Below are 18419 nucleotides of genomic sequence, written 5' to 3'. Positions count from 1 at the left end.
CTGGGTACTGTGTCTACATGCTCGACAAAGTGATCACCTCAGCAGCGGCAGCGGTCGCCGACATCCCGGACGGCGCCTCACTCGCCGTCGGCGGGTTCGGCCTGGTCGGCGTGCCGGAAATCTTGATCCGCGCCGTCCTCGACCAGGGTGCGACCGACCTGGAGACCGTCAGCAACAACTGCGGCACCAATGGGTTCGGACTCGGACTGCTGCTGGCGGAGCACCGCATCCGGCGCACCATCTCTTCCTACGTCGGATCGAACGAAGAGTTCGCGAGGCAGTACCTGTCAGGCGAACTCGAGGTCGAACTCACCCCGCAGGGCACCCTCGCCGAGCGAATGCGCGCCGGCGGCGCAGGCATCCCGGCGTTCTTCACCCCCGCGGGTGTCGGCACTCCTGTGGCCGATGGTGGCCTACCGCTGCGATATGACGGCTCGGGCGGCGTCCTCGTAGCGAGTCCCCCGAAGGAGACCCGCGAGTTCGATGGCACCGCATACGTTCTGGAACAGGGAATCGTCACCGACTTCGCACTCGTACACGCCTGGAAGGGTGACCGCCACGGCAACCTCATCTACCGGCGCAGTGCCCGCAACTTCAATCCTCCGGCCGCAACGGCAGGCCGGATCACCATCGCCCAGGTCGAAGAACTGGTCGAGCCCGGTGAAATCGATCCAGATCAGGTCCATACCCCCGGCATCCACGTCCAGCGAGTGGTCCACGTGGGCAAGGTGGATGTGGGCATCGAGAAAAGGACTGTGCGCGCATGAGTTTGACACGTGAAGAGATGGCGGCCAGGGTCGCACTCGAGCTCGAGGACGGCCAGTACGTCAACCTCGGCATCGGCATGCCGACCCTGGTCCCCAACTACTTGCCCGCCACCATCTCCGTCGAACTACATTCGGAGAACGGTGTCCTGGGCGTCGGACCCTATCCGACCGAAGAGGAACTCGACCCGGAGTTGATCAACGCGGGCAAAGAGACCATCACCGTCAATCCCGGTGCTTCCTACTTCGATTCGGCCGATTCGTTCGCGATGATCCGGGGCGGCCACGTCGACGTCGCCGTACTCGGTGCGATGCAGGTCAGCGCCACCGGCGACCTCGCCAACTGGATGGTCCCCGGCCAGATGGTCAAGGGCATGGGCGGCGCGATGGACCTCGTCCACGGTGCCCGCAAGGTCATCGTGATGATGGAACACGTCACCCGCAAGGGCGCTCCCAAGATTCTCGACGTCTGCGCTCTCCCGCTCACCGGGAAAGCCTGTGTGCAAAGGATCATCACTGATCTCGCGGTACTCGACGTGACCCCCGACGGCCTGAAGCTCGTCGAATTGGCACCCGGCGTCACCCTCGAAGAAGTCCAGTCCGCCACCGCCGCCACCATCCTCGTCGAAGCCCCCGCCTGACCGCAAAACCACCCGTTCTGGTCAAACCCACGGGTCTGAGACTCGTGGGTTGACCGGAACGGGTGGGTCTGCGGTTAAATCACGCCGGCGTGGGCGAGCGCCTTCCGGATTCGGGACCGCAACGCCTGCGGCTTCTTGAAGTCGTCCCACACCCACCGAATCACCGTGACGCCCTCCTCCCGGAGACGGTCTTCCCGGACCTTTTCGCGGATGACCACATCGGTGGCAGATTCGCCTGCGCGCCGATGCTTCTGGTACTTGACCTTTCCGTCGAACTCGCCGACCACCTTTCCGCTCCAGTCGAAGTCGACCCGCGCGATGAGATCCCCGTGCTCGTTGCGGTATTCGGTCTGGAGGTCCGGAGTCGGTATTTCGCACCATTCGATCATCAATGCGCGGCTGAGGGACTCTCCCACCGATTCCGAGTTGGCGTCAGCGACTTCGAGGGCCTGGCGGAGTGTCGCGATACCTTTCGTCGACGCGAAGCGCTCGGCAATGGATCTCAGTTCAGGGCGGCTGACACCTAGGCGAAGAGCATGATCCAGTACCACGACAGCTTGCCGGAACGATCCCCCACGCGCGACGTCGCAGGCGGTCAGAGCGAGCTTGGTCAGGAGCACGCCGTCGACCACCGTGACGTCTGACGTGGAGATGGTGCCTTCGTGCAGGTGTACCTCACGCCCGCGGCGGCCTCCGTCCTTCACATAGAAGTGGACGCGACGCTGGTCCGGGGCCAGCTGATTCAGACCGTGCAACGCTGCTGCCGATGAGTGGCTCACCACCCGCTGTTCGGTCCGTCCGGCAACCGCGATGACAAGTTCGCGATAGGTCTCGTCGAAGTCTGGGTCGCGACTACTCTCGTCGGGTTCGACCGTTCGGTAGACCCCGCGGGTTATCCGAACGACCTTTCCGTGTCTGCCTGCTCGGCGCAGTTGGGAGTCTTCTCCGCCGTTGCCTCGATGATTGGTCCGACGGATCAAGCCGTCCTGGTCGGGTGTGAGGTCCATGGATCAATCATCGGGGCGTCGGCACTCTCGACCACCTGCAATCAGGTCCCCATCGACCAACCTGTGGATCGATCGTCACACTGTGGATAACGACAAACCCACCCGTTCCGGTCAAACCCACGGGTTTGAGACTCGTGGGTTTGACCGAACCGGGTGGGTTTGTGGGTGCGTGCGGGGGACCTACTTGATCGACGACGCGTGTTTGTTCAGCGGCGTGACGTCGATCGTCATGTACGGGAACAGCGGCAGATTCCAGAGGATCTCGTGCAGCTCATCCGGTGTCTCGACGTCAAAGATGCTGATGTTGCTGAACTTTCCCGTGATGCGCCAGATGTGCACCCACTTGCCTGAGTGCTGGAGATCCTGGGAGTACTTCTTCTCCCGGGCCAGTGTCTCTGCCCGCTCGTCGGGGTCGAGGTCGCGCGGGATGTCGACGTCCATGCGTACATGAAAGAGTGCCACTGCGGTCATGCCTTTCGAGAGAATCGGGTCAAATCAGTCCCGGGTGAGCTTGTCCACCATGTCCATGTCGAGCTCGACACCGAGTCCCGGCCCTTCCGGGAGATGAACCTTTCCGTCAGCGTAACGCAACGGTTCTTGCAGCAGTTCGACGGAAAACAGCAGCGGGCCAAAGAGTTCGGTCCCGAAGTTGATGGCCGGCTCACTGCACGCGAAGTGGATCGACGCGGCGGTGCCGATGGGGCCCTCGATCGACGTCGCCCCGTGGCATGCGATACCCGCGGACTTGGCGATGGCCGCGATCTCCCGGCTCTTCGCCAGCCCACCACATTTGGTGGTCTTGATCGCGATCACGTCCGCCGCTCCTTGGCGAACGACCTCGAGCGTGTCATGAGGCGTCGACACACTCTCGTCGGCCATCACGGGGATCGGGAGCAGGTGATTCAACTCGGCGAGCACATCGATCTGTTCGCCCGGGGTGGGTTGCTCGATGAGTTCGACGCCACCATCGGCCAACCGTGGCAGGTACTTCAGCGCGGTGAAGCGATCCCAGCGCGCGTTGACATCCACACGGACGCCTGCGCGACCGTCCAATCCCGCCACGATGTCGAGGATCCGCTGCGTATCGACCGCGGGGTCCAGTGCGCCCATCTTCAGTTTGAAGCTGAAATGCAGGCGCGCATCGAGCTTCTCGGCGGCTTCGGCGAGTATCTCGGCGACCGGCGCAGCACCGAGCGCCCAGGTGACATCGACGCTGTTCCGGAACGCACCGCCGATGAGGGCGTGCACCGGCAGATCGAGGCAACGCGCCCACGCGTCGTGCAGCGCGATCTCGACGGCGGCCTTGGCGAACCGCGCCTGTGCGACCACCCTTTCGATGTCGAGCATGATGCCGGTGACGTCATCGACCGTGCGGCCCAGCAGAACCGGAGTGATGTAGCGGTCGACGATCGACTTCATCGTCTCGACCGACTCGCCACCCCACCACGGCCCGCCGGGGACCACACCTTCGCCGCGCCCGATCACTCCGCCATCGGTTCGGATGGACACCAACAGGATCGGTTGGGCATCCATCGATGTGGTCGCGAACTTGTGAGCGCGGACCAGGGGCACGTCGATGATGCGGGTCTCGACATCGACGATCTTGAGATCGGGCACGACCGTCTACTCTCCTGCCGGGTCGAGCGTGAAGTTGTAGGTGACGTGGTTCTTGCCGTCGTCACCTGCGGTCGGCGACAGGATCAGCTCCGGCTTGGTGGCCATCGCGACGTCGCTGTCGAGCCATTCGCCGCCATCGAAGTACAGCTGCGTGGTCACGGATTCTTTGCCGGGAGCCGACACGATCAGGTGCAGGTGGGCCGGACGCCACGGGTGGCCGTTCTGCGCCTCGATGAAGGCACCGGTCGGCCCATCGGTCGGGATCTGGTACGGCGCAGGCTGAATCGTGGTGATCTCGTAGCGACCCTCGGAGTCGGTGATGATCTTGCCGCGTAGGTTCCACTCGGGGAGGTGGTCGGCGAACTGCGAGTAGTAACCATCGGCGTCGGCGTGCCACAGTTCGACGATGGCGCTGTCGAGTCCGTTGCCGTCGAGGTCGGCGACCTGACCACTGAAGACCAGCGCGGTCTCCTTACGATCCACATCGCGCATCGGCAGCTCGCAGACAGACGGCAGCTCGGGCGCGTCGGCGACGTAGTACGGCCCTTCGATGCTGCCCTTCGTGCCCTTACGACTCCTGGCGAGCACCTCTTCGACGGAATGCTCGATGAACACGTCCAGGAACAGCGGCCATTCGCCGCCCTCGCCGACGTCGATCAGCCACTGCTTGAGCACGCGGTACTCGGGGTAGGTGACGCCGTGATCCAGGATCACCTGGTTGAGCGCCGCGAGTGCGTCCTTGGCGATGGCTGCGACCCGCTCGGGCGAGGTGTCCGCGCTGACTCGTTCGTTCTTGAACTTGTCGGTGGCCGCGGAGCCGGAACCCGCTGCGGTGGGATTCTGGATTTCGGTGGTGGTCATGTTCATCTCCTGGTGAGCGGGAGTGGCTGGGCTGCCAGTGGGTCGATGTACGCATTGCGTACTCAACTATCGCATTGCGTACAGCTACTGTGCGCCCAGTCACACGGGATGTCAAGTCTTTGACCCTTGGATGACGGGGGGTCAGGCGTGGCGCAACGTGTCCGACGGACTCTCGCCATATTTGCGGCGATACGTGGCGGCGAACCGGCCGGTATGGGTGAAACCCCACTTCATCGCGACGTCGGTCACCGACATTCCGGCACCCGGATCACTCAGCTCGCGGTTGACCCGGGCGAGGCGCACATCGTTGAGGTACTCGCGAGGACTCATCCCTACGTATTCCCGAAACCCCTCTTGCAACCGGCGCACGCTCACGCCGGCGGCGTCCGCCATGTCCGTTGCGGTCCATGCCCGACTCGGGTCGACGTGGATCGCATCGACGACCCTCGTGACGATCCTCGGGCGGATCTGCTGCTGATCCGCCTCCGATTCCCCGACGGCAGCGAGGACGAGCGCGGTGGTCAGGGCTCCGGAGAGCTGCTGCGCGACAACCGGGTTCTGCCACAACTCGTCGTCGCCGGCTTCTGAGTGGATGGCGTGCACCATCCGCAGCCAACCAGCACCCGCGGATCCGCGGAGGTCGATCTGAGCGGGCAACCGGATGTCAGGGCGCGCCATCATCCGGCTGAGCTCGCGGTGCAGGTGGTCTCGGTCGATGCGGACCCCGACGATGGTGCAGGCGCTACTCCACCGGGTGATGAGCGTCGGGGTGTCCGGCGGATTCACCGTTGCGAGCCCCGGCGTGGACACCACACTGTCGCGGGCAGTGCGCGACTCCAGCCTGCCCCGCAGGGGGATGTTCACGGCGTAGGCACCAGGATGGTCGGTCTCGACTGACACCTCTGCGCCCCAGCCGATTCGAGCGATTCTCACGGGGCCGAGATCGACGGTGTTCACCACCACGTCTTCGGCGTTGCTGCCCCTGCTCAGGGGCGTCAGCACGTGGGGGAAGTAGGCGTCCGACACCTCCTCTGACGCTTCCTCCCAGTCAGGTGAGCGGCCCGCGGCGGCGTGAGTCTGCATTGTCGGCACACCTCCTCGAGCTCCGTGACCCCGGCCCTTCGATTCTCGCCGCGTTTGCCGGATGGACTCCGCGTTTGGCGGATCGCGGTGTGGCCGCCGGGTCGCAATAGTGTTCTACACCACATTCCGGCGATCCGAAAGGAGGCGTTGACGATGGACAAAGGCAGAGTGCGAAACATTTTCGGCCAGTTTGCCAGCGGCGTCACGGTCATCACCTGCACAAATGCCGACGGTGAACCTCACGGGGCCACGGTCACCGCATTCACCGCGATCTCGATGGAACCACGTCTGTGCCAGGTCACCATGACTCGCAAGTCGAAGGCATGCGGGTTTCTCAGCGGCGCCCCGTTTGCCGTGAACATCCTCGCGGCCGACCAGGTGGACATTGCGATGCACTTCGCGGGCCGGCCCACCGAGCCCGGTCCGGTCTGGGCGGACGGGCTCACCGCCCCCGTCCTGTGCGGGGCGGCCGCCACGCTGTCCTGCACATCGTGGGCGGAATACGACGGCGGCGATCACCTCATCTTCATCGGCGAGATCGTCGACGCCGAAACCACTGACAAACAGCCACTGCTTTACTACCGCAGCGCTTTTCACGACCTCGGCCCGACATCGGCCAGCTCGGCGTGGCTGGGATCCATGGACGACCCCCATCGCGGCTGGTTCGACGCCGACACCAGCTTCGTTCCCCTTCATCTCAATTCAGCTCACCTGAGCCCAACCCCTCGATAAAAGGAGACATCATGACCACCGTCGAAGACCGCGAAAGCGCGCCCCTCAACGTCGACCCCACGCAGGTCAACCCAGCCGCCGACCATCCGGCGAACAACACCAAGAACTTCGCGTCGCGCCCGATGACCGGCGACGAGTACATCGAGTCACTACGTGACGACCGGGAGATCTGGCTCCACGGCGAACGCGTCAAAGACGTCACCACCCATGCGGCATTCCGTAACCCCATCCGGATGACCGCGCGTCTGTACGACTCCATGCACACCGGCCCCGACGTCGACAAGGTGACGGTTCCCACCGACACCGGCAACGGCGGAGTGACCATGCCCTTCTTCAAGGCCTCGACCAGTTCCGCAGACCTCATCAAAGAGCGCGACGCCATTGCGACCTGGGCCCGAAAGACTTATGGCTGGATGGGACGTTCACCCGACTACAAGGCCAGCTTCCTCGGCACGCTGCACGCGAACAAAGAGCTGTATTCGCCCTTCCAGGCCAACGCCGAACGGTGGTATCGCGAATCGCAGGAGAAGGTCCTGTACTGGAACCACGCGATCATCAACCCCCCGGTCGACCGCCAGTTGCCGCCCGACGAGGTCGGCGACGTGTTCATGAAGGTGGAGAAGGAAACAGACGCCGGCCTCATCGTGTCCGGCGCCAAAGTCGTCGCCACCGGGTCCGCGATCACCAACTACAACTTCATCGCGCACTACGGCCTGCCCATCAAGAAGAAGCAGTTCGCGCTCATCTGCACGGTGCCGATGGACGCGCCAGGCGTGAAACTCATCTGCCGGTCGTCCTACACCCAGAACGCCGCGGTGATGGGCACGCCCTTCGACTACCCGCTGTCGAGTCGGATGGACGAGAACGACACCATCTTCATCTTCGACAAGGTGCTGGTGCCCTGGGAGAACGTCTTCATGTACGGCGACGTCGAGAAGATCAACGCATTCTTCCCGCAGTCAGGATTCCTGCCACGCTTCACCTTCCAGGGCTGCACCCGCCTGGCCGTCAAACTCGACTTCATCGCCGGACTGCTCATGAAGGCCCTCGACGCCACCGGATCCGGCGGCTTCCGCGGCGTGCAGACCCGAGTCGGTGAGGTCATCGGTTGGCGCAACCTGTTCTGGACCCTCACCGACGCGATGGCCCACAACCCCGAACCCTGGATCGGGGACACCGTCATCCCCAGGCTCGAATACGGTCTGACCTACCGGATGTTCATGATGCAGGGTTACCCACGTATCAAGGAGATCATCGAACAAGACGTCGCCTCGGGTTTGATCTACCTGCCCTCGAGTTCCGCCGACTTCAACAGCCCCGACGTTCGGCCCTACCTCGACAAGTACGTCCGCGGCTCGGACGGTATCACCGCAGTTGATCGCGTCAAAGTGATGAAGGCGCTGTGGGATTCGATCGGCTCGGAGTTCGGAGGACGCCACGAGCTGTACGAACGGAACTATTCGGGCAACCACGAGAACGTCAAGGCCGAACTGCTGTTCGCCGCCCAGAATCGTGGTGGCGTGGATCAGATGAAGGGTCTGGCCGAACAGTGTCTCGCCGAATACGACCTGGACGGCTGGACCGTTCCCGACCTCATCAACAACGATGACGTGAGCTACTTCGGCAACAAGTAGCCCCTCGCGCGTGGGGGCGAGGTTCACAGGGCCTCGCCCCCACGGGCGTACGGAACTACCATCGACAGCATGGTTTCGCTCGCGGATCGATTCGAAGATCAACGCGGACGGCTGCTGTCGGTGGCCTATCGCATCACAGGCAGCCTCGCCGACGCCGAGGACGCGGTGCAGGAGTCCTGGATTCGATTGTCCGACAGTGATACCGAAACAATAAATGATCTGGGCGCATGGCTGTCGACGGTCGTCGGACGGATCTGTCTGGACCGGCTCAAGTCTGCGGCCGCACGCCGAGAGCGCTCTGTGGGCCAGTGGCTTCCGGAGCCGATTGTGACGCCGTTCACCCTCGAGTCCGGAGACCCTCTGCAGTCCGTGATCACCAGCGAAGACAGCCGGTATGCGGCCATGGTTGTCCTGGAAACCCTCAGCCCTGCAATGCGAGTGGCCTTTGTCATGCACGACGGGTTCGCGGTTCCGTTCGCCGAGGTCGCGGCGGTCCTGGGCATCGAAGTGCCCGCCGCTCGACAGCTCGCCTCTCGCGCGCGGCGGATCGTCGCGGCAGCACCGGCGCCGGTACCGGACTCCGAACAAGCCGAAGCCATCGGTCGCCTCGTCGCGGCGCTGCTGTCCGGCGATATGGATGCCGTTGTCTCAGCGCTTGATCCGGAGGCGATGATCGTCGGCGATGCGAACCGTACTGCACCGACCGCCGTGAAACCGATTCACGGTGCTGTCGGTGTCGCCCGCTTCCTCTTCGGACTGGCGCGGCGCTACGACGGTGCCGACACCCTGACCGATCAGATCCCGGTCCGGATCAACGGCGAACTCGGGTCGTACAGCAATGGGTGGGAGGCCCTCGGTGACCGCCGGGCCTCACCACCCCGCGCCATCAGCTACGTCGTCAAAGATGGTCGTGTGGCAGCCATCTACGACATCGCCGACCCGGCCAAACTCGCTGCGATACAGCCTGATCAGCTCGTCGCGTCCGCCTCATCAGCCCACGGCACCCGGCAAGAGTCGGTCGAAAAGCCCTGATCGGTGATGCCGAGTGCCGCGTTGACGCGGGCGCGCTGGTTCTCCAGTCCTATCTGATAGGTGAGCTCGATGACGCCCTTGTTCCCGAACCGCCGCTGCAGGTCAGCGACCTGCTCGTCCGTCACCGTCATCGGCGTCGCGGTCATCGCATCCGCGTAGGCGATCACGGCGCGTTCGTCGTCGGTGTAAAGCGGTGAGGTCTCGTAGTCGGCGATGTGCTCGAGTCGATCGACATCAAGATCATCGAGACGCTGCAACATGGCCCCGAAGTCGACGCACCACGAACAACCGACGGTCCACGCCACCCGGTACACCGCGATTTCCCGGATGTTCGCGGGCAAGGCCGTCGACGCCTTCTCGACCGCGGTCTCGCTGACCCCGAATGCCATCAACAAGCCGGGGTGATGCGCGTATACCGCCATCGGTTCGGGCACCGAACCGAATCTGCGCGCGGCGTATCGATAGGTTCCTCTGACCATGAAGCCGGCCTGCGCTGGAGTTACTGCCGGTATCCGTGTCACTGTGGACTCCTCCCTGTGCCGGCGCCCGGTGCGCCGCTACCAGGGAGACGAGACAGCTCGCCGAAACGTGACAGCCGATACCGCCGTGGGCTCAGCTGACCGGAAGGTCCACCCAGTCCGGAGCCCAGACGCGCTCGTAGTGGTAGGGGTCGAACGTCCCGTTGCGGTCTCGGAACGACTGACCCGTACCCGGCCACAGCAGCGTGAGCCGGCGGCTGAGTGGATCGAGATACCAACTGCTGCAACCGCTGAGCCAGACCGTCGAGGCACTACGCTCGTCGATCTCCCGGGTGTAGGCCTGTTCGGCCGCGGCCATCACCTCGAGGGCGATCGGACCACCCGCGGTCAGGTGATCCATCGCACCGAGGACGTAGTCGATCTGCGTCTCGATCATGAAGATCGCCGAGTTGTGGCCGAGCGCGGCGTTGGGCCCGTCCAGTACGAACATGTTCGGATAGCCGCTGACTGCGGTCGACGCGTACGACACCATGCCCGCCTGCCAGTGCTCCGAGAGACGCTCACCGCCGACACCCACGATCCGGGTGGCGAACTCCGGGCGCGCGGCCTCGAATCCCGTTGCCAACACGACCGTGTCCAGCTCATACGAGTTCCCGCTGGCGGCGACGGCCCGCGATCCATCGAACTTCGCCAGCGCCGACGGCTCGAGCGTGACGTGCGATCTGGTCATGGTGGGAAAGAACTCGTCGCTGAGCAGTATTCGCTTGCAACCGATCTCGTAGTGCGGGGTGAGGTCGGCGCGCAGACGGGGGTCGCTCACCTGCGCGTGGAGATGACCGAGCGCGCGGTCACGGATCTCGTCGATGGCAGGGTGCAGACCCCGCCTCTGAGCAAACGCCTTGTCGGCTTCTTCGAACAACTCCGCCCGCAACCGATCCGCGTTCGCCTTGACGCGCAGATGTTCTCGCTCTGCCGGGCTGTATTCCCGATCGCCGCGCGGGACGACGTAGGGCGCCGAACGCGAGAAGACCACCAACTCCCCTGCCCGCCGGGCGAGTTCGGGGACCAGCTGGACCGCCGAGGCACCGGTCCCCACCACTCCGACGCGGGCGCCGTCGATCGGCGCCTCGCTGTCCCATTGAGCGGTGTGGAAGACCTTGCCCGGGAACGACTGGGCGCCGTCGAACTCCGGCACCATGGGGTTCGCCAGGCGCCCGACGGCGACGACCAGGACCCGCGCGCGCAACTCGCCTGCGGTGCTCGAGACCGACCAGCAGAGTTCGTCGGGCAACCAACGGGTCTCGGTGACGTCGACGTTCAGGTGCAGATGGGGACGAATTCCCTCGTCAGTGGCCGCCTGCTCGAGATAGTCGTGGATCGCGGCGCCTTCGGCGAACAGCGAATCCCAATCCCCTGGTGGCCGGAACGAGTACGAGTACACATGCGCCGGCACGTCGCAGGAGACGCCCGGATACCTGTTGTCACGCCAGGTGCCGCCGACAGAGTCGCCACGTTCGAGAACCACGAAGCTCTCGCTTCCGCGCCTGGCGGTACGGATGGCCATACCCAGTCCGGCGAACCCCGCGCCGACGATCGCGACGTCGACGTACTCGGGCAACGGCCCGCTCACGCGAACACCTTCTGGAGCACGGTTTGCCGCTCGTCGGGGGCGGTCTCGTACAGAGTGGTGCGCTGACGTGTTGTCCGACCCAGCGCCGCGGCGAGCTCACCAACGCGGGCGGGCACCAGTTGCCGCCCACTCTCGGGGCCGGCGTCCGGCCTCAGGCTGCCGTCGATCAGGACGCCTCCGACGTCGTCGGCGCCGCCGCGGAGCACGGCGTCCAGCGAGACGTCATCGAGTTTGGTCCACGCGGCCTGCAGGTGATCGATGGCACCGACGGTCAGCAACCGAGCTACCGCATGCAGGGCCCGCGTCTCGTACGGCGAAGGTCCCCGCACCGCCCCGGCCCGCAGATGCGGCGGCGCGTTCTCGGGGAGCAGCGGCATCAGGATCAATTCGGTGAACCCACCGGTCTGCCGTTGGATGTCGACGAGCAGTCGCAGGTGCGCGATCTGCTGCTCCGGTCGTTCGACATGGCCGTAGAGCATCGTCGCGGTCGATCGGAGACCGACGTCGTGCGCGGTGGTGATGGTCTCGACCCATTCCGCCACCGACAGGCCGCCCGGGCTCAGGACTTCTCGCACCTCGTCGTCGAGCACCTGGGCGGCGGTACCCGGCACCGTCCCGACACCGGCGTCGCGTGCCGCCTCCAGGAATTGGCGAGGCGTGAGGCTCAGCCTGCTCGCCGCGTCTCGGACCTCGGGCACCCGGTAGGCATGCAGGTGCAGATCGGGGGCAGCGGCTCGGATGCTCCTGACCACACCGAGGTAGGCGTCTGCCGACTCGGACTGCGGTACCGGGCCCTGCAAACAGATCTCGGTCGCACCGAGCGTCCAGGCCTCGGCGACGAGGTCCTCGAGCGACGCCTCTGCGCCCGACCCGATCACCGCACCGGTCTCCAGGTTGCGGTTGGCCACGAACGTCAGCTCGTCACCCACCACGTCGCGACGGGCAGAATCTGCGATGGCGCAGAGTTCGTCCAGCTCAGGGCCCTGAGCACCCAATAGAATGGCCCACTGCCCATCCTCCAGCGACGACGGGTCGGCCACGAGCGACCGCAGGACCGGCGCCACCTGATTCCCGGGTAGCCGACTGTCTTCGGCCCAGGAACTACGCAACGTCATCCCACGACTCTAGATCGAGCCACGCGCGGCCTTCGTCCAAGTGCCCCGATACGCATTCACCCAGAGCTCACAGGGCTTGATCGACCCAGGCGTCGAAGGACTGCCAGCCCACTTCGGGAAAGTTCTGCCGCAGACCCGACAGGTCGGCGGAGTACCCGGTGGCCGCGAGAAACCCGAACATCGCCCGCATGTCCGGAGACTCGATCTGAGCCGGATCACCGCTGTGCAGCCGCACCTCTCGCCCGAGCCGCCGACTCAGGGACGCGGCCATCTGCGTCGGCGTCGGATTGTCGGAGGCGATGTCGATGCGCACCCCGAGGAAGCGCTGCGGATCGGCGAACACGGTCGCGACGAACTCACCCAGATCGCGACGCGACAACTGCTGCAGAGGGACGTCCGGAGGCAGCGGCAAGTCGAGCACACCCTGCTGGACCTGGTCGATACCGCCCAGCAGGTTGTCGTAGAAGTACGTCGGTCCGACGATCGTGTGCGCAATCCCGGACTCAGCCAATGCGGCCTCTACGACCACCTTGCTCTCGAAGTGCGGAACCCCGGTGTGCTGGTCGGCACTGGCGACAGATGAGAACACCAGGTGCCCGACGCCCGCGCTCGACGCGGCATCGAGGATCGACCGCCCCTGCGTCACCTCTTCCTCCGGACCGCGCTCGAACGGGGTCGTCAGGGCGAACACGCCGGCGGCGCCCGCGAACGCGGCGGCCAGTGACTGCGCATCATCGAGATCGGCCACGGCGAGATCGGCGCCACGGTCGGCCAGGCGCAGCGCACCTGCTGAATCCGGTCGCCGCACCACAGCCCGAACAGGCAGACCCCGGCTCAACAAAGCCGCTGCGACAGCGCCGCCCTGCGCGCCGGTCGCGCCGATCACCACGTACGTACCTGATTGGTCGAAAGTCGTCACCCCACGACTGTGCCATCCGCCGGTCGATCATGAGCAGTGGCCGGCGTTCGTGCAGGCCAACCCGTCGCCTGGGTCAGGTGGACGCGGAGAGGGATGTCCCGACGAGGCGACGTCTCACCTCGAACCCCAGTGACTCGTAGAGACCGATGGCCGGATTCGACTCGACAGCGTGCAGGAAAACCTGCTCGCCTCTGTCGTTGATGTGATGCACGAGCGTCCGAATCAGCCGCACCGACAACCCTTTGCCGCGATGTTCGGGCGCGGTGCAGATGGCACTGATCTCGGTCCAGCCCGGCGCCCGCATCCGTTCCCCCGCCATCGCGACCAGGTGTCCGTCGGAGCGCAGGCCGTAATAGTTGCCGAGTTCGATCGTGCGGTCGAGGAACGGGCCGGGTTTCGTCAGCGCCGTGAGCGCGAGGATCTCGGGGACGTCCGCGTACGTCAGTTGCTCCACCTCGGGATCGAGGGCACCTGCGACGTCACGCGCGACCATCTGGACCAACCCCAGACCCTGCGACACCGCGGGGATCGACGGGGTCAGTGGCGACGGCGCGAAGACGATCGCGTGCCCCGCCCCGATCAGCGACAGCGCGTTCGCCCAATCCTGCGGTGTCGGATCCGCCGGGACAGCCATGAAGGGCGAGACATCAGCCGGGTAACGCAGCACCCGGCCCGACTTCTCGGCGAGATGCGCGTGAAAGCCGTTGAGGGAGGCCGCTACCGGATCATCCAGTACGTGCGGGTCAGAAAAAGAAATAGTCTTGCCTCGTCACACTGAATCCCTTACCACTGCTGTCCTGCCGGCAACTGACGCCGGTCGATTCGCCCACGGCACAGGTGAATCCGAACGCAGACACCTGATTTCCGTACGGAAAGACGTGCTTGCCGATCTCGGGTCTGTCGAGGAGTTTCTCCGATCCCGCAGACAGGGTCGCGAGCTCGGTGTTCCCCGCTTCGTCAACCGAGATCGCGTTCACGGTTTGTCCGTTGACGAGCTTCTCGCCCCGCGGCGACGTGCACGTGGCGCGCGCGGCGTCGATGTAACACATGAAGTTGCCCGTCGGGCTCGACAACCGGCACAGTCCGTTTGTCTGGCAGAGGCCCGGTGAGAGCGGCGCGTTGTCGAACAGACCGGCCGGCGATCGCGTGGGCTTCGTCGTCGTGGTCGACGGGGTGCTGGAAGACCCGCTCGGCGTGGAGGTCGCTGGGCTCTGCTGAGCCGATGCCGGGGTCTCGACCACCGTGACCGTGGACCTACCGCGGTTCGCGGTTCCGTCGTTTTCCATGACGATCCCGATGGCCACGACCGCCAGGCCAACGGTCACGAGCACGGCGAGCGCGATCAACAGGCCTATCACCACACGCGACGGACCCCTGGGCGGCGGTTCCGGTTGCGGCACCGGGTACGGCGACGTCATGGATTCACCCTTCTGCTCATCGAAAACTCAGGTGCACCACTTGATACAACTACAGGTACCGCGCATCGGGTGATGCGGGTGTTCGTCGGCCACTTGGGGAGAAAAGATGGCGGAGCCCTCAGAAGGGTCAGGTCAGGCCGGCGAATCGACGCGCGGACTCATGACCCTGTGTGGCTTGGCCATCGTTGCCGGCATCGCCATCGGCTTCATCGGCGGCGCTTTTCGATGGTGTCTTCGCGAAGCCGACGAATGGCGCGTCGAGATGCTCCGGTGGGCCCACGAACTGCCCGGACCCGGTTGGCTCATCCCCATAGCCATCACCGCGACCGGTGCAGCACTGGCCGCTCTCATCGTCCGGCAGATCCCACTCGCCGCGGGTAGCGGCATCCAGCACGTCGAGGCCGTCTCCCGAGGTGAAGCGGGTCCGCCGCCACTGCGGGTGCTTCCCGCGAAGTTCATCGGTGGATTGCTGTCGATCGGCTCCGGAATGATCCTGGGCCGCGAGGGACCGACGGTCCACATGGGAGCCACCATCGGCGCCGAGGCCGGCCGCCGCGCTCACCTCGATGACGACGACATGCGCCTGATGCAGACCTCCGTGGCCGGTGCCGGGTTGGCCGTGGCCTTCAACGCGCCTGTCGGTGGTGCCCTGTTCGTCTTCGAGGAGGTCACCAAGACCTTCCGGTTGCGGACCGTCATCCCGACGCTGCTCGCGGTCGCAGTGGGGGTCGGGTGCTCACGAATCATCATGGGCGATCGGCCGGACTTCCTCGTCGGGCCGGTCGACTCCCCCTCGATCGTGCTGCTCCCCGTGTTCGTCGTCTTCGGTTTGCTGACCGGTCTGTTGGGGATCTTCTACAACCGCGTGATCCTGGGGCTGCTCGACCTCGTCGGCCGAGTGCGCCGCGTCCCCGCGTTCGTCAAGGCCGCGGCGATCGGCGCTGTCATCGGGGCGCTGTTGGCGATCGATCCGCTCACAGCCGGCGGCGGCGACACCCTGGCGCAGAAGCTGATCGGCGGCGGGACCATTGCGCTGCCGGTGATCGCCGGGTATCTCGCCGTCCGGATGATCGCCGGCCCACTGTCGTACGCCTCGGCGACGCCCGGCGGTCTGTTCGCGCCACTGCTGGCGGTCGGCGCGCTCTGGGGCGTGTTGTTCGTCGGCATCGCGGAGGTGTTTGTCCCGGGCGTCGATTCGACGCTGACCGTCGGGATGGCGCTTGTCGGGATGGCGGCGTTCTTCGGTGCCGTCGTCCGGGCACCCATCACCGGGGTCGTCATCGTCATAGAGATGACCGCCACCACGTCGGTCACCGTGCCGATGATCGCGGCCACCGCCGCCGCCGTCCTGGTCGCGCAGCTCGCGGGCGAACCGCCGATCTACGACAGTCTGCGCGAGCGCATGCTTGCCGCCCAGAAGCCAAAACCCTGACCCCACAGCGCAATCTGCTCCACTTCTAGCGAGATGCTCCACTTCCAGGGCCCTGAAACCGGAGCACATTGCTAGAAGTGGAGCATCTGTCTCGGGCGTCAGACGACGTCGTTAACCTCCCGCCATGACAGAACACCTGTGGCCAGAAGATCCGGAGTTCGAACGCTGGGAGGAAGCCGACCATGCCGCCCGGCAGATGACACATGCCGGCGAACTACTCGGATGCGCAATCAGCAACATCGGAGAAGCGATGTGGGACTTCGACCCGCATCTCGTGGATCGCACACTCGAAGACCTACGCGTAGCGCTCGGCGAGAACATGTGCGAGGTACTGTCCGACTACCGCACGCTGGTCGAGATACACCGCGAACACGGCGATCTCGACGTCGGCGGGCACGGATGGGCCGGTGACGCGCCCGAACGACTGACCCCTCGGTCGTGGCCTGCCATGCCGTCCCCCACAGCCCGCAAGGCATCGCGCATCGCAGCCCTCCGACGACGGTCTGACCTCTGCATGGAACATCTCGAACAATTGTCGAGCTGGATCATGAAATACCTGGACGAGGCATCGGGCTGGTACGACGACCGCAATCCCGATCAGATCGCGGTTTGGATCCTCGGGAACATGTGCGAGATAGTCGGAATGGTCTCGGACACGTGCTCCTTGTGGCGTACGCACGTCTACGACCACAACATTCGATTGGCCAAAACCCAGACCGGACTGCACCCTCCGCGTTTCCTGGAGGTAGAGGCCCGGATGAAAGAAACGCTCGAGGAGATCGACCGCAAATTCGGTCCTCGCCCGTCATGACCGCCAATCTGCTCCACTTCTAGCAATCCGCTCCACTTCCAGCGCCCTGAAACCGGAGCAGATTGCTGGAAGTGGAGCAGATTCCGCGGTCAGCGTGGCCAGCGAATCCTGATCGGTCCTCGCACGGTCCCCAGGTCGACGACCTCGCCCTTCTGGGTGATCTCGACCTCACCGGCCTCGACCATCGCACCAGCCGCCTCGCGCACCGGGTCCATCAACGGCCGCCAGTCGTCGGGACTCAGCGCGCGGGCGACGTCGGACGGGCAGATACTCGAGTCCGCCGACCGTGCGCTGAGCAGCTCACGGATCTTGTCCGTCAGAGCGGCGCTGCTCGGTGCCTTCTCGCCTCCGGATGCCATGCCACCAGTGTTCCCGACTCTCACCGTCAACGCCACGTCCGATTCCCGCCAGCGACGCAACGCCCTGCGGACAGAGGATGAGAAAGACAGTCGTCGAAGTGCCAAAAGAGTTGGCGCAGAACTTTGGAGAGAATCATGTCGAGAACAGTGTTGATCACCGGGTCCACAGGTGGCCTTGGACTTGCAGTCGCCTCCGCGCTCGGGCGATCCGGCCACACGGTCATCGTCAGCGGGCGGACTCCGGGCAGAGTGGCGTCGGCCGTCGCCGAGCTGCAGGCCAGTGGGATCGACGCGGACGGACGGGTTCTGGACGTCAGCTCGTTCGAGAGCGCCCGGTGCGCCGCCGATGGCCTCCGAGCCCGGTACGGCCATCTCGACGTGCTGGTGAACAACGCGGGCATCCTGCCGGAGGCCACCGCTGCCGGCGACGTCGAGTTCATCCACCCCTCAGCTGCTGCGCAGACGTTCGCGACCAACACCTTGGGTGCGCTCTACGTCATCGAGGCGATGCTGCCGCTGCTCCGGCGCAGCGACGCGGGACGCATCGTGAACGTCTCCAGTACGGTCGGTTCGCTGCGCGAACAGGAAGACCCTCAGTCGCAGTACTTCTCAATGATCGTACCTGCGTATCAGGCGTCGAAAGCTGCGCTCAACAGCATCACGATCGGTCTGTCGAAGCTGCTTGTCGACTCCCCGATCAAGGTGACGTCGGTGTGCCCGGGGTACGTCCAGACCGATCTCACTCCGGGCAACAAAACGCAGGCACCGCTGACCGCCGCCGAAGCCGCCGAGGTGGTGGTGCGGGCCGCACTGTTGCCGGACACCGCTACCTCGGGAACCTTCGTCGACGCGGGTGGTCCCGTGCGCTGGTGACAACCTTCCGTA

20 protein-coding genes are annotated in these 18419 nt (G+C 65.0%); 8 read left to right on the top strand and 12 right to left on the bottom strand.

Annotated elements, in window-relative coordinates; translation table 11 throughout:
• The first annotated feature begins 17 nt into the window (after positions 1 to 17).
• Both BH683_RS24255 and BH683_RS24250 read left to right on the top strand, forming a co-directional pair.
• Positions 18 to 767 carry a CoA transferase subunit A gene (locus BH683_RS24255; RefSeq protein WP_084838850.1) on the top strand — a complete coding sequence of 250 codons (750 nt, stop codon included), beginning with the start codon at positions 18 to 20 and terminating at the stop codon, positions 765 to 767.
• The gene (locus BH683_RS24250) at positions 764 to 1405 is read left to right on the top strand and encodes a CoA transferase subunit B (protein WP_084838849.1); all 642 of its coding nucleotides are present in this window, start codon (positions 764 to 766) and stop codon (positions 1403 to 1405) included. The genes BH683_RS24255 and BH683_RS24250 overlap by 4 nt, the downstream gene beginning before the upstream one ends.
• Positions 1406 to 1479: 74 nt before the next feature.
• Here the strand turns inward: BH683_RS24250 and BH683_RS24245 are convergent, their stop codons facing one another.
• The 5 genes from BH683_RS24245 to BH683_RS24225 all read right to left on the bottom strand — a co-directional run bounded on the left by BH683_RS24245 (position 1480) and on the right by BH683_RS24225 (position 5973).
• A complete protein-coding gene (locus BH683_RS24245) occupies positions 1480 to 2412 on the bottom strand; it encodes a hypothetical protein (protein WP_084838848.1) in 933 nt (310 codons plus the stop codon).
• Positions 2413 to 2592: 180 nt separating this feature from the next.
• On the bottom strand, positions 2593 to 2874 hold the full coding sequence (catC, locus tag BH683_RS24240; RefSeq protein WP_084838984.1) for a muconolactone Delta-isomerase: 282 nt from the start codon (positions 2872 to 2874) through the stop codon (positions 2593 to 2595).
• 33 nt (positions 2875 to 2907) lie between these two features.
• Positions 2908 to 4029, bottom strand: a complete 1122-nt coding sequence (locus BH683_RS24235; protein ID WP_084838847.1) for a muconate/chloromuconate family cycloisomerase — start codon at positions 4027 to 4029, stop codon at positions 2908 to 2910.
• Between the two features lie 6 nt (positions 4030 to 4035).
• Entirely contained in the window at positions 4036 to 4890 is an 855-nt protein-coding gene (gene catA, locus BH683_RS24230) for a catechol 1,2-dioxygenase (RefSeq protein WP_084838983.1), read from the bottom strand.
• Positions 4891 to 5031: 141 nt separating this feature from the next.
• Positions 5032 to 5973 carry an AraC family transcriptional regulator gene (locus BH683_RS24225; RefSeq protein ID WP_084838982.1) on the bottom strand — a complete coding sequence of 314 codons (942 nt, stop codon included), beginning with the start codon at positions 5971 to 5973 and terminating at the stop codon, positions 5032 to 5034.
• Positions 5974 to 6126: 153 nt separating this feature from the next.
• Between BH683_RS24225 and BH683_RS24220 the strand changes: the two genes are divergently transcribed.
• The 3 genes from BH683_RS24220 (at position 6127) to sigJ (ending at position 9371) form a co-directional block, all read left to right on the top strand.
• Positions 6127 to 6705: a flavin reductase family protein gene (locus BH683_RS24220; RefSeq protein ID WP_084838846.1), complete on the top strand. Its 579-nt coding sequence runs from the start codon at positions 6127 to 6129 to the stop codon at positions 6703 to 6705.
• Between the two features lie 11 nt (positions 6706 to 6716).
• The gene (locus BH683_RS24215; RefSeq protein WP_084838845.1) at positions 6717 to 8339 is read left to right on the top strand and encodes a 4-hydroxyphenylacetate 3-hydroxylase N-terminal domain-containing protein; all 1623 of its coding nucleotides are present in this window, start codon (positions 6717 to 6719) and stop codon (positions 8337 to 8339) included.
• A 69-nt stretch (positions 8340 to 8408) separates the two neighbouring features.
• Positions 8409 to 9371: an RNA polymerase sigma factor SigJ gene (sigJ, locus tag BH683_RS24210; RefSeq protein WP_084838844.1), complete on the top strand. Its 963-nt coding sequence runs from the start codon at positions 8409 to 8411 to the stop codon at positions 9369 to 9371.
• Here the strand turns inward: sigJ and BH683_RS24205 are convergent.
• The 6 genes from BH683_RS24205 to BH683_RS24180 all read right to left on the bottom strand — a co-directional run bounded on the left by BH683_RS24205 (position 9308) and on the right by BH683_RS24180 (position 14932).
• Positions 9308 to 9892 carry a carboxymuconolactone decarboxylase family protein gene (locus BH683_RS24205; RefSeq protein WP_084838843.1) on the bottom strand — a complete coding sequence of 195 codons (585 nt, stop codon included), beginning with the start codon at positions 9890 to 9892 and terminating at the stop codon, positions 9308 to 9310. The two genes, sigJ and BH683_RS24205, sit on opposite strands and share 64 nt — an antisense overlap.
• 91 nt (positions 9893 to 9983) lie before the next feature.
• Entirely contained in the window at positions 9984 to 11480 is a 1497-nt protein-coding gene (locus tag BH683_RS24200) for an NAD(P)/FAD-dependent oxidoreductase (RefSeq protein WP_084838842.1), read from the bottom strand.
• Positions 11477 to 12595, bottom strand: a complete 1119-nt coding sequence (locus BH683_RS24195) for an FO synthase (protein WP_084838841.1) — start codon at positions 12593 to 12595, stop codon at positions 11477 to 11479. The genes BH683_RS24200 and BH683_RS24195 overlap by 4 nt, the downstream gene beginning before the upstream one ends.
• A gap of 67 nt (positions 12596 to 12662) precedes the next feature.
• Entirely contained in the window at positions 12663 to 13514 is an 852-nt protein-coding gene (locus tag BH683_RS24190) for an NmrA family NAD(P)-binding protein (RefSeq protein ID WP_084838840.1), read from the bottom strand.
• A gap of 73 nt (positions 13515 to 13587) precedes the next feature.
• Complete coding sequence (locus BH683_RS24185; protein ID WP_246833564.1) at positions 13588 to 14181, bottom strand: GNAT family N-acetyltransferase; 594 nt, start codon at positions 14179 to 14181, stop codon at positions 13588 to 13590.
• Between the two features lie 76 nt (positions 14182 to 14257).
• On the bottom strand, positions 14258 to 14932 hold the full coding sequence (locus BH683_RS24180; RefSeq protein ID WP_084838838.1) for a hypothetical protein: 675 nt from the start codon (positions 14930 to 14932) through the stop codon (positions 14258 to 14260).
• A 106-nt stretch (positions 14933 to 15038) separates the two neighbouring features.
• Here BH683_RS24180 and BH683_RS24175 point away from each other — a divergent pair, with 106 nt between their 5' ends.
• Together BH683_RS24175 and BH683_RS24170 are read left to right on the top strand one after the other, a co-directional pair.
• Entirely contained in the window at positions 15039 to 16364 is a 1326-nt protein-coding gene (locus BH683_RS24175; RefSeq protein WP_084838837.1) for a ClC family H(+)/Cl(-) exchange transporter, read from the top strand.
• A 124-nt stretch (positions 16365 to 16488) separates the two neighbouring features.
• Positions 16489 to 17175: a hypothetical protein gene (locus tag BH683_RS24170; RefSeq protein WP_084838836.1), complete on the top strand. Its 687-nt coding sequence runs from the start codon at positions 16489 to 16491 to the stop codon at positions 17173 to 17175.
• Between the two features lie 89 nt (positions 17176 to 17264).
• Here BH683_RS24170 and BH683_RS24165 read toward each other — a convergent pair whose 3' ends face one another.
• Positions 17265 to 17534: a DUF3253 domain-containing protein gene (locus BH683_RS24165; RefSeq protein ID WP_084838835.1), complete on the bottom strand. Its 270-nt coding sequence runs from the start codon at positions 17532 to 17534 to the stop codon at positions 17265 to 17267.
• 135 nt (positions 17535 to 17669) lie between these two features.
• Between BH683_RS24165 and BH683_RS24160 the strand changes: the two genes are divergently transcribed.
• Positions 17670 to 18407 carry an SDR family NAD(P)-dependent oxidoreductase gene (locus BH683_RS24160; RefSeq protein WP_084838834.1) on the top strand — a complete coding sequence of 246 codons (738 nt, stop codon included), beginning with the start codon at positions 17670 to 17672 and terminating at the stop codon, positions 18405 to 18407.
• The last annotated feature ends 12 nt before the right edge of the window (positions 18408 to 18419 follow it).

This window comes from Williamsia sp. 1138 (assembly GCF_002095435.2).
Classification (GTDB): domain Bacteria; phylum Actinomycetota; class Actinomycetes; order Mycobacteriales; family Mycobacteriaceae; genus Williamsia.
Note: the sequence above shows the minus strand (reverse complement) of the source record. Positions and strands in the feature narration are given on the sequence as shown.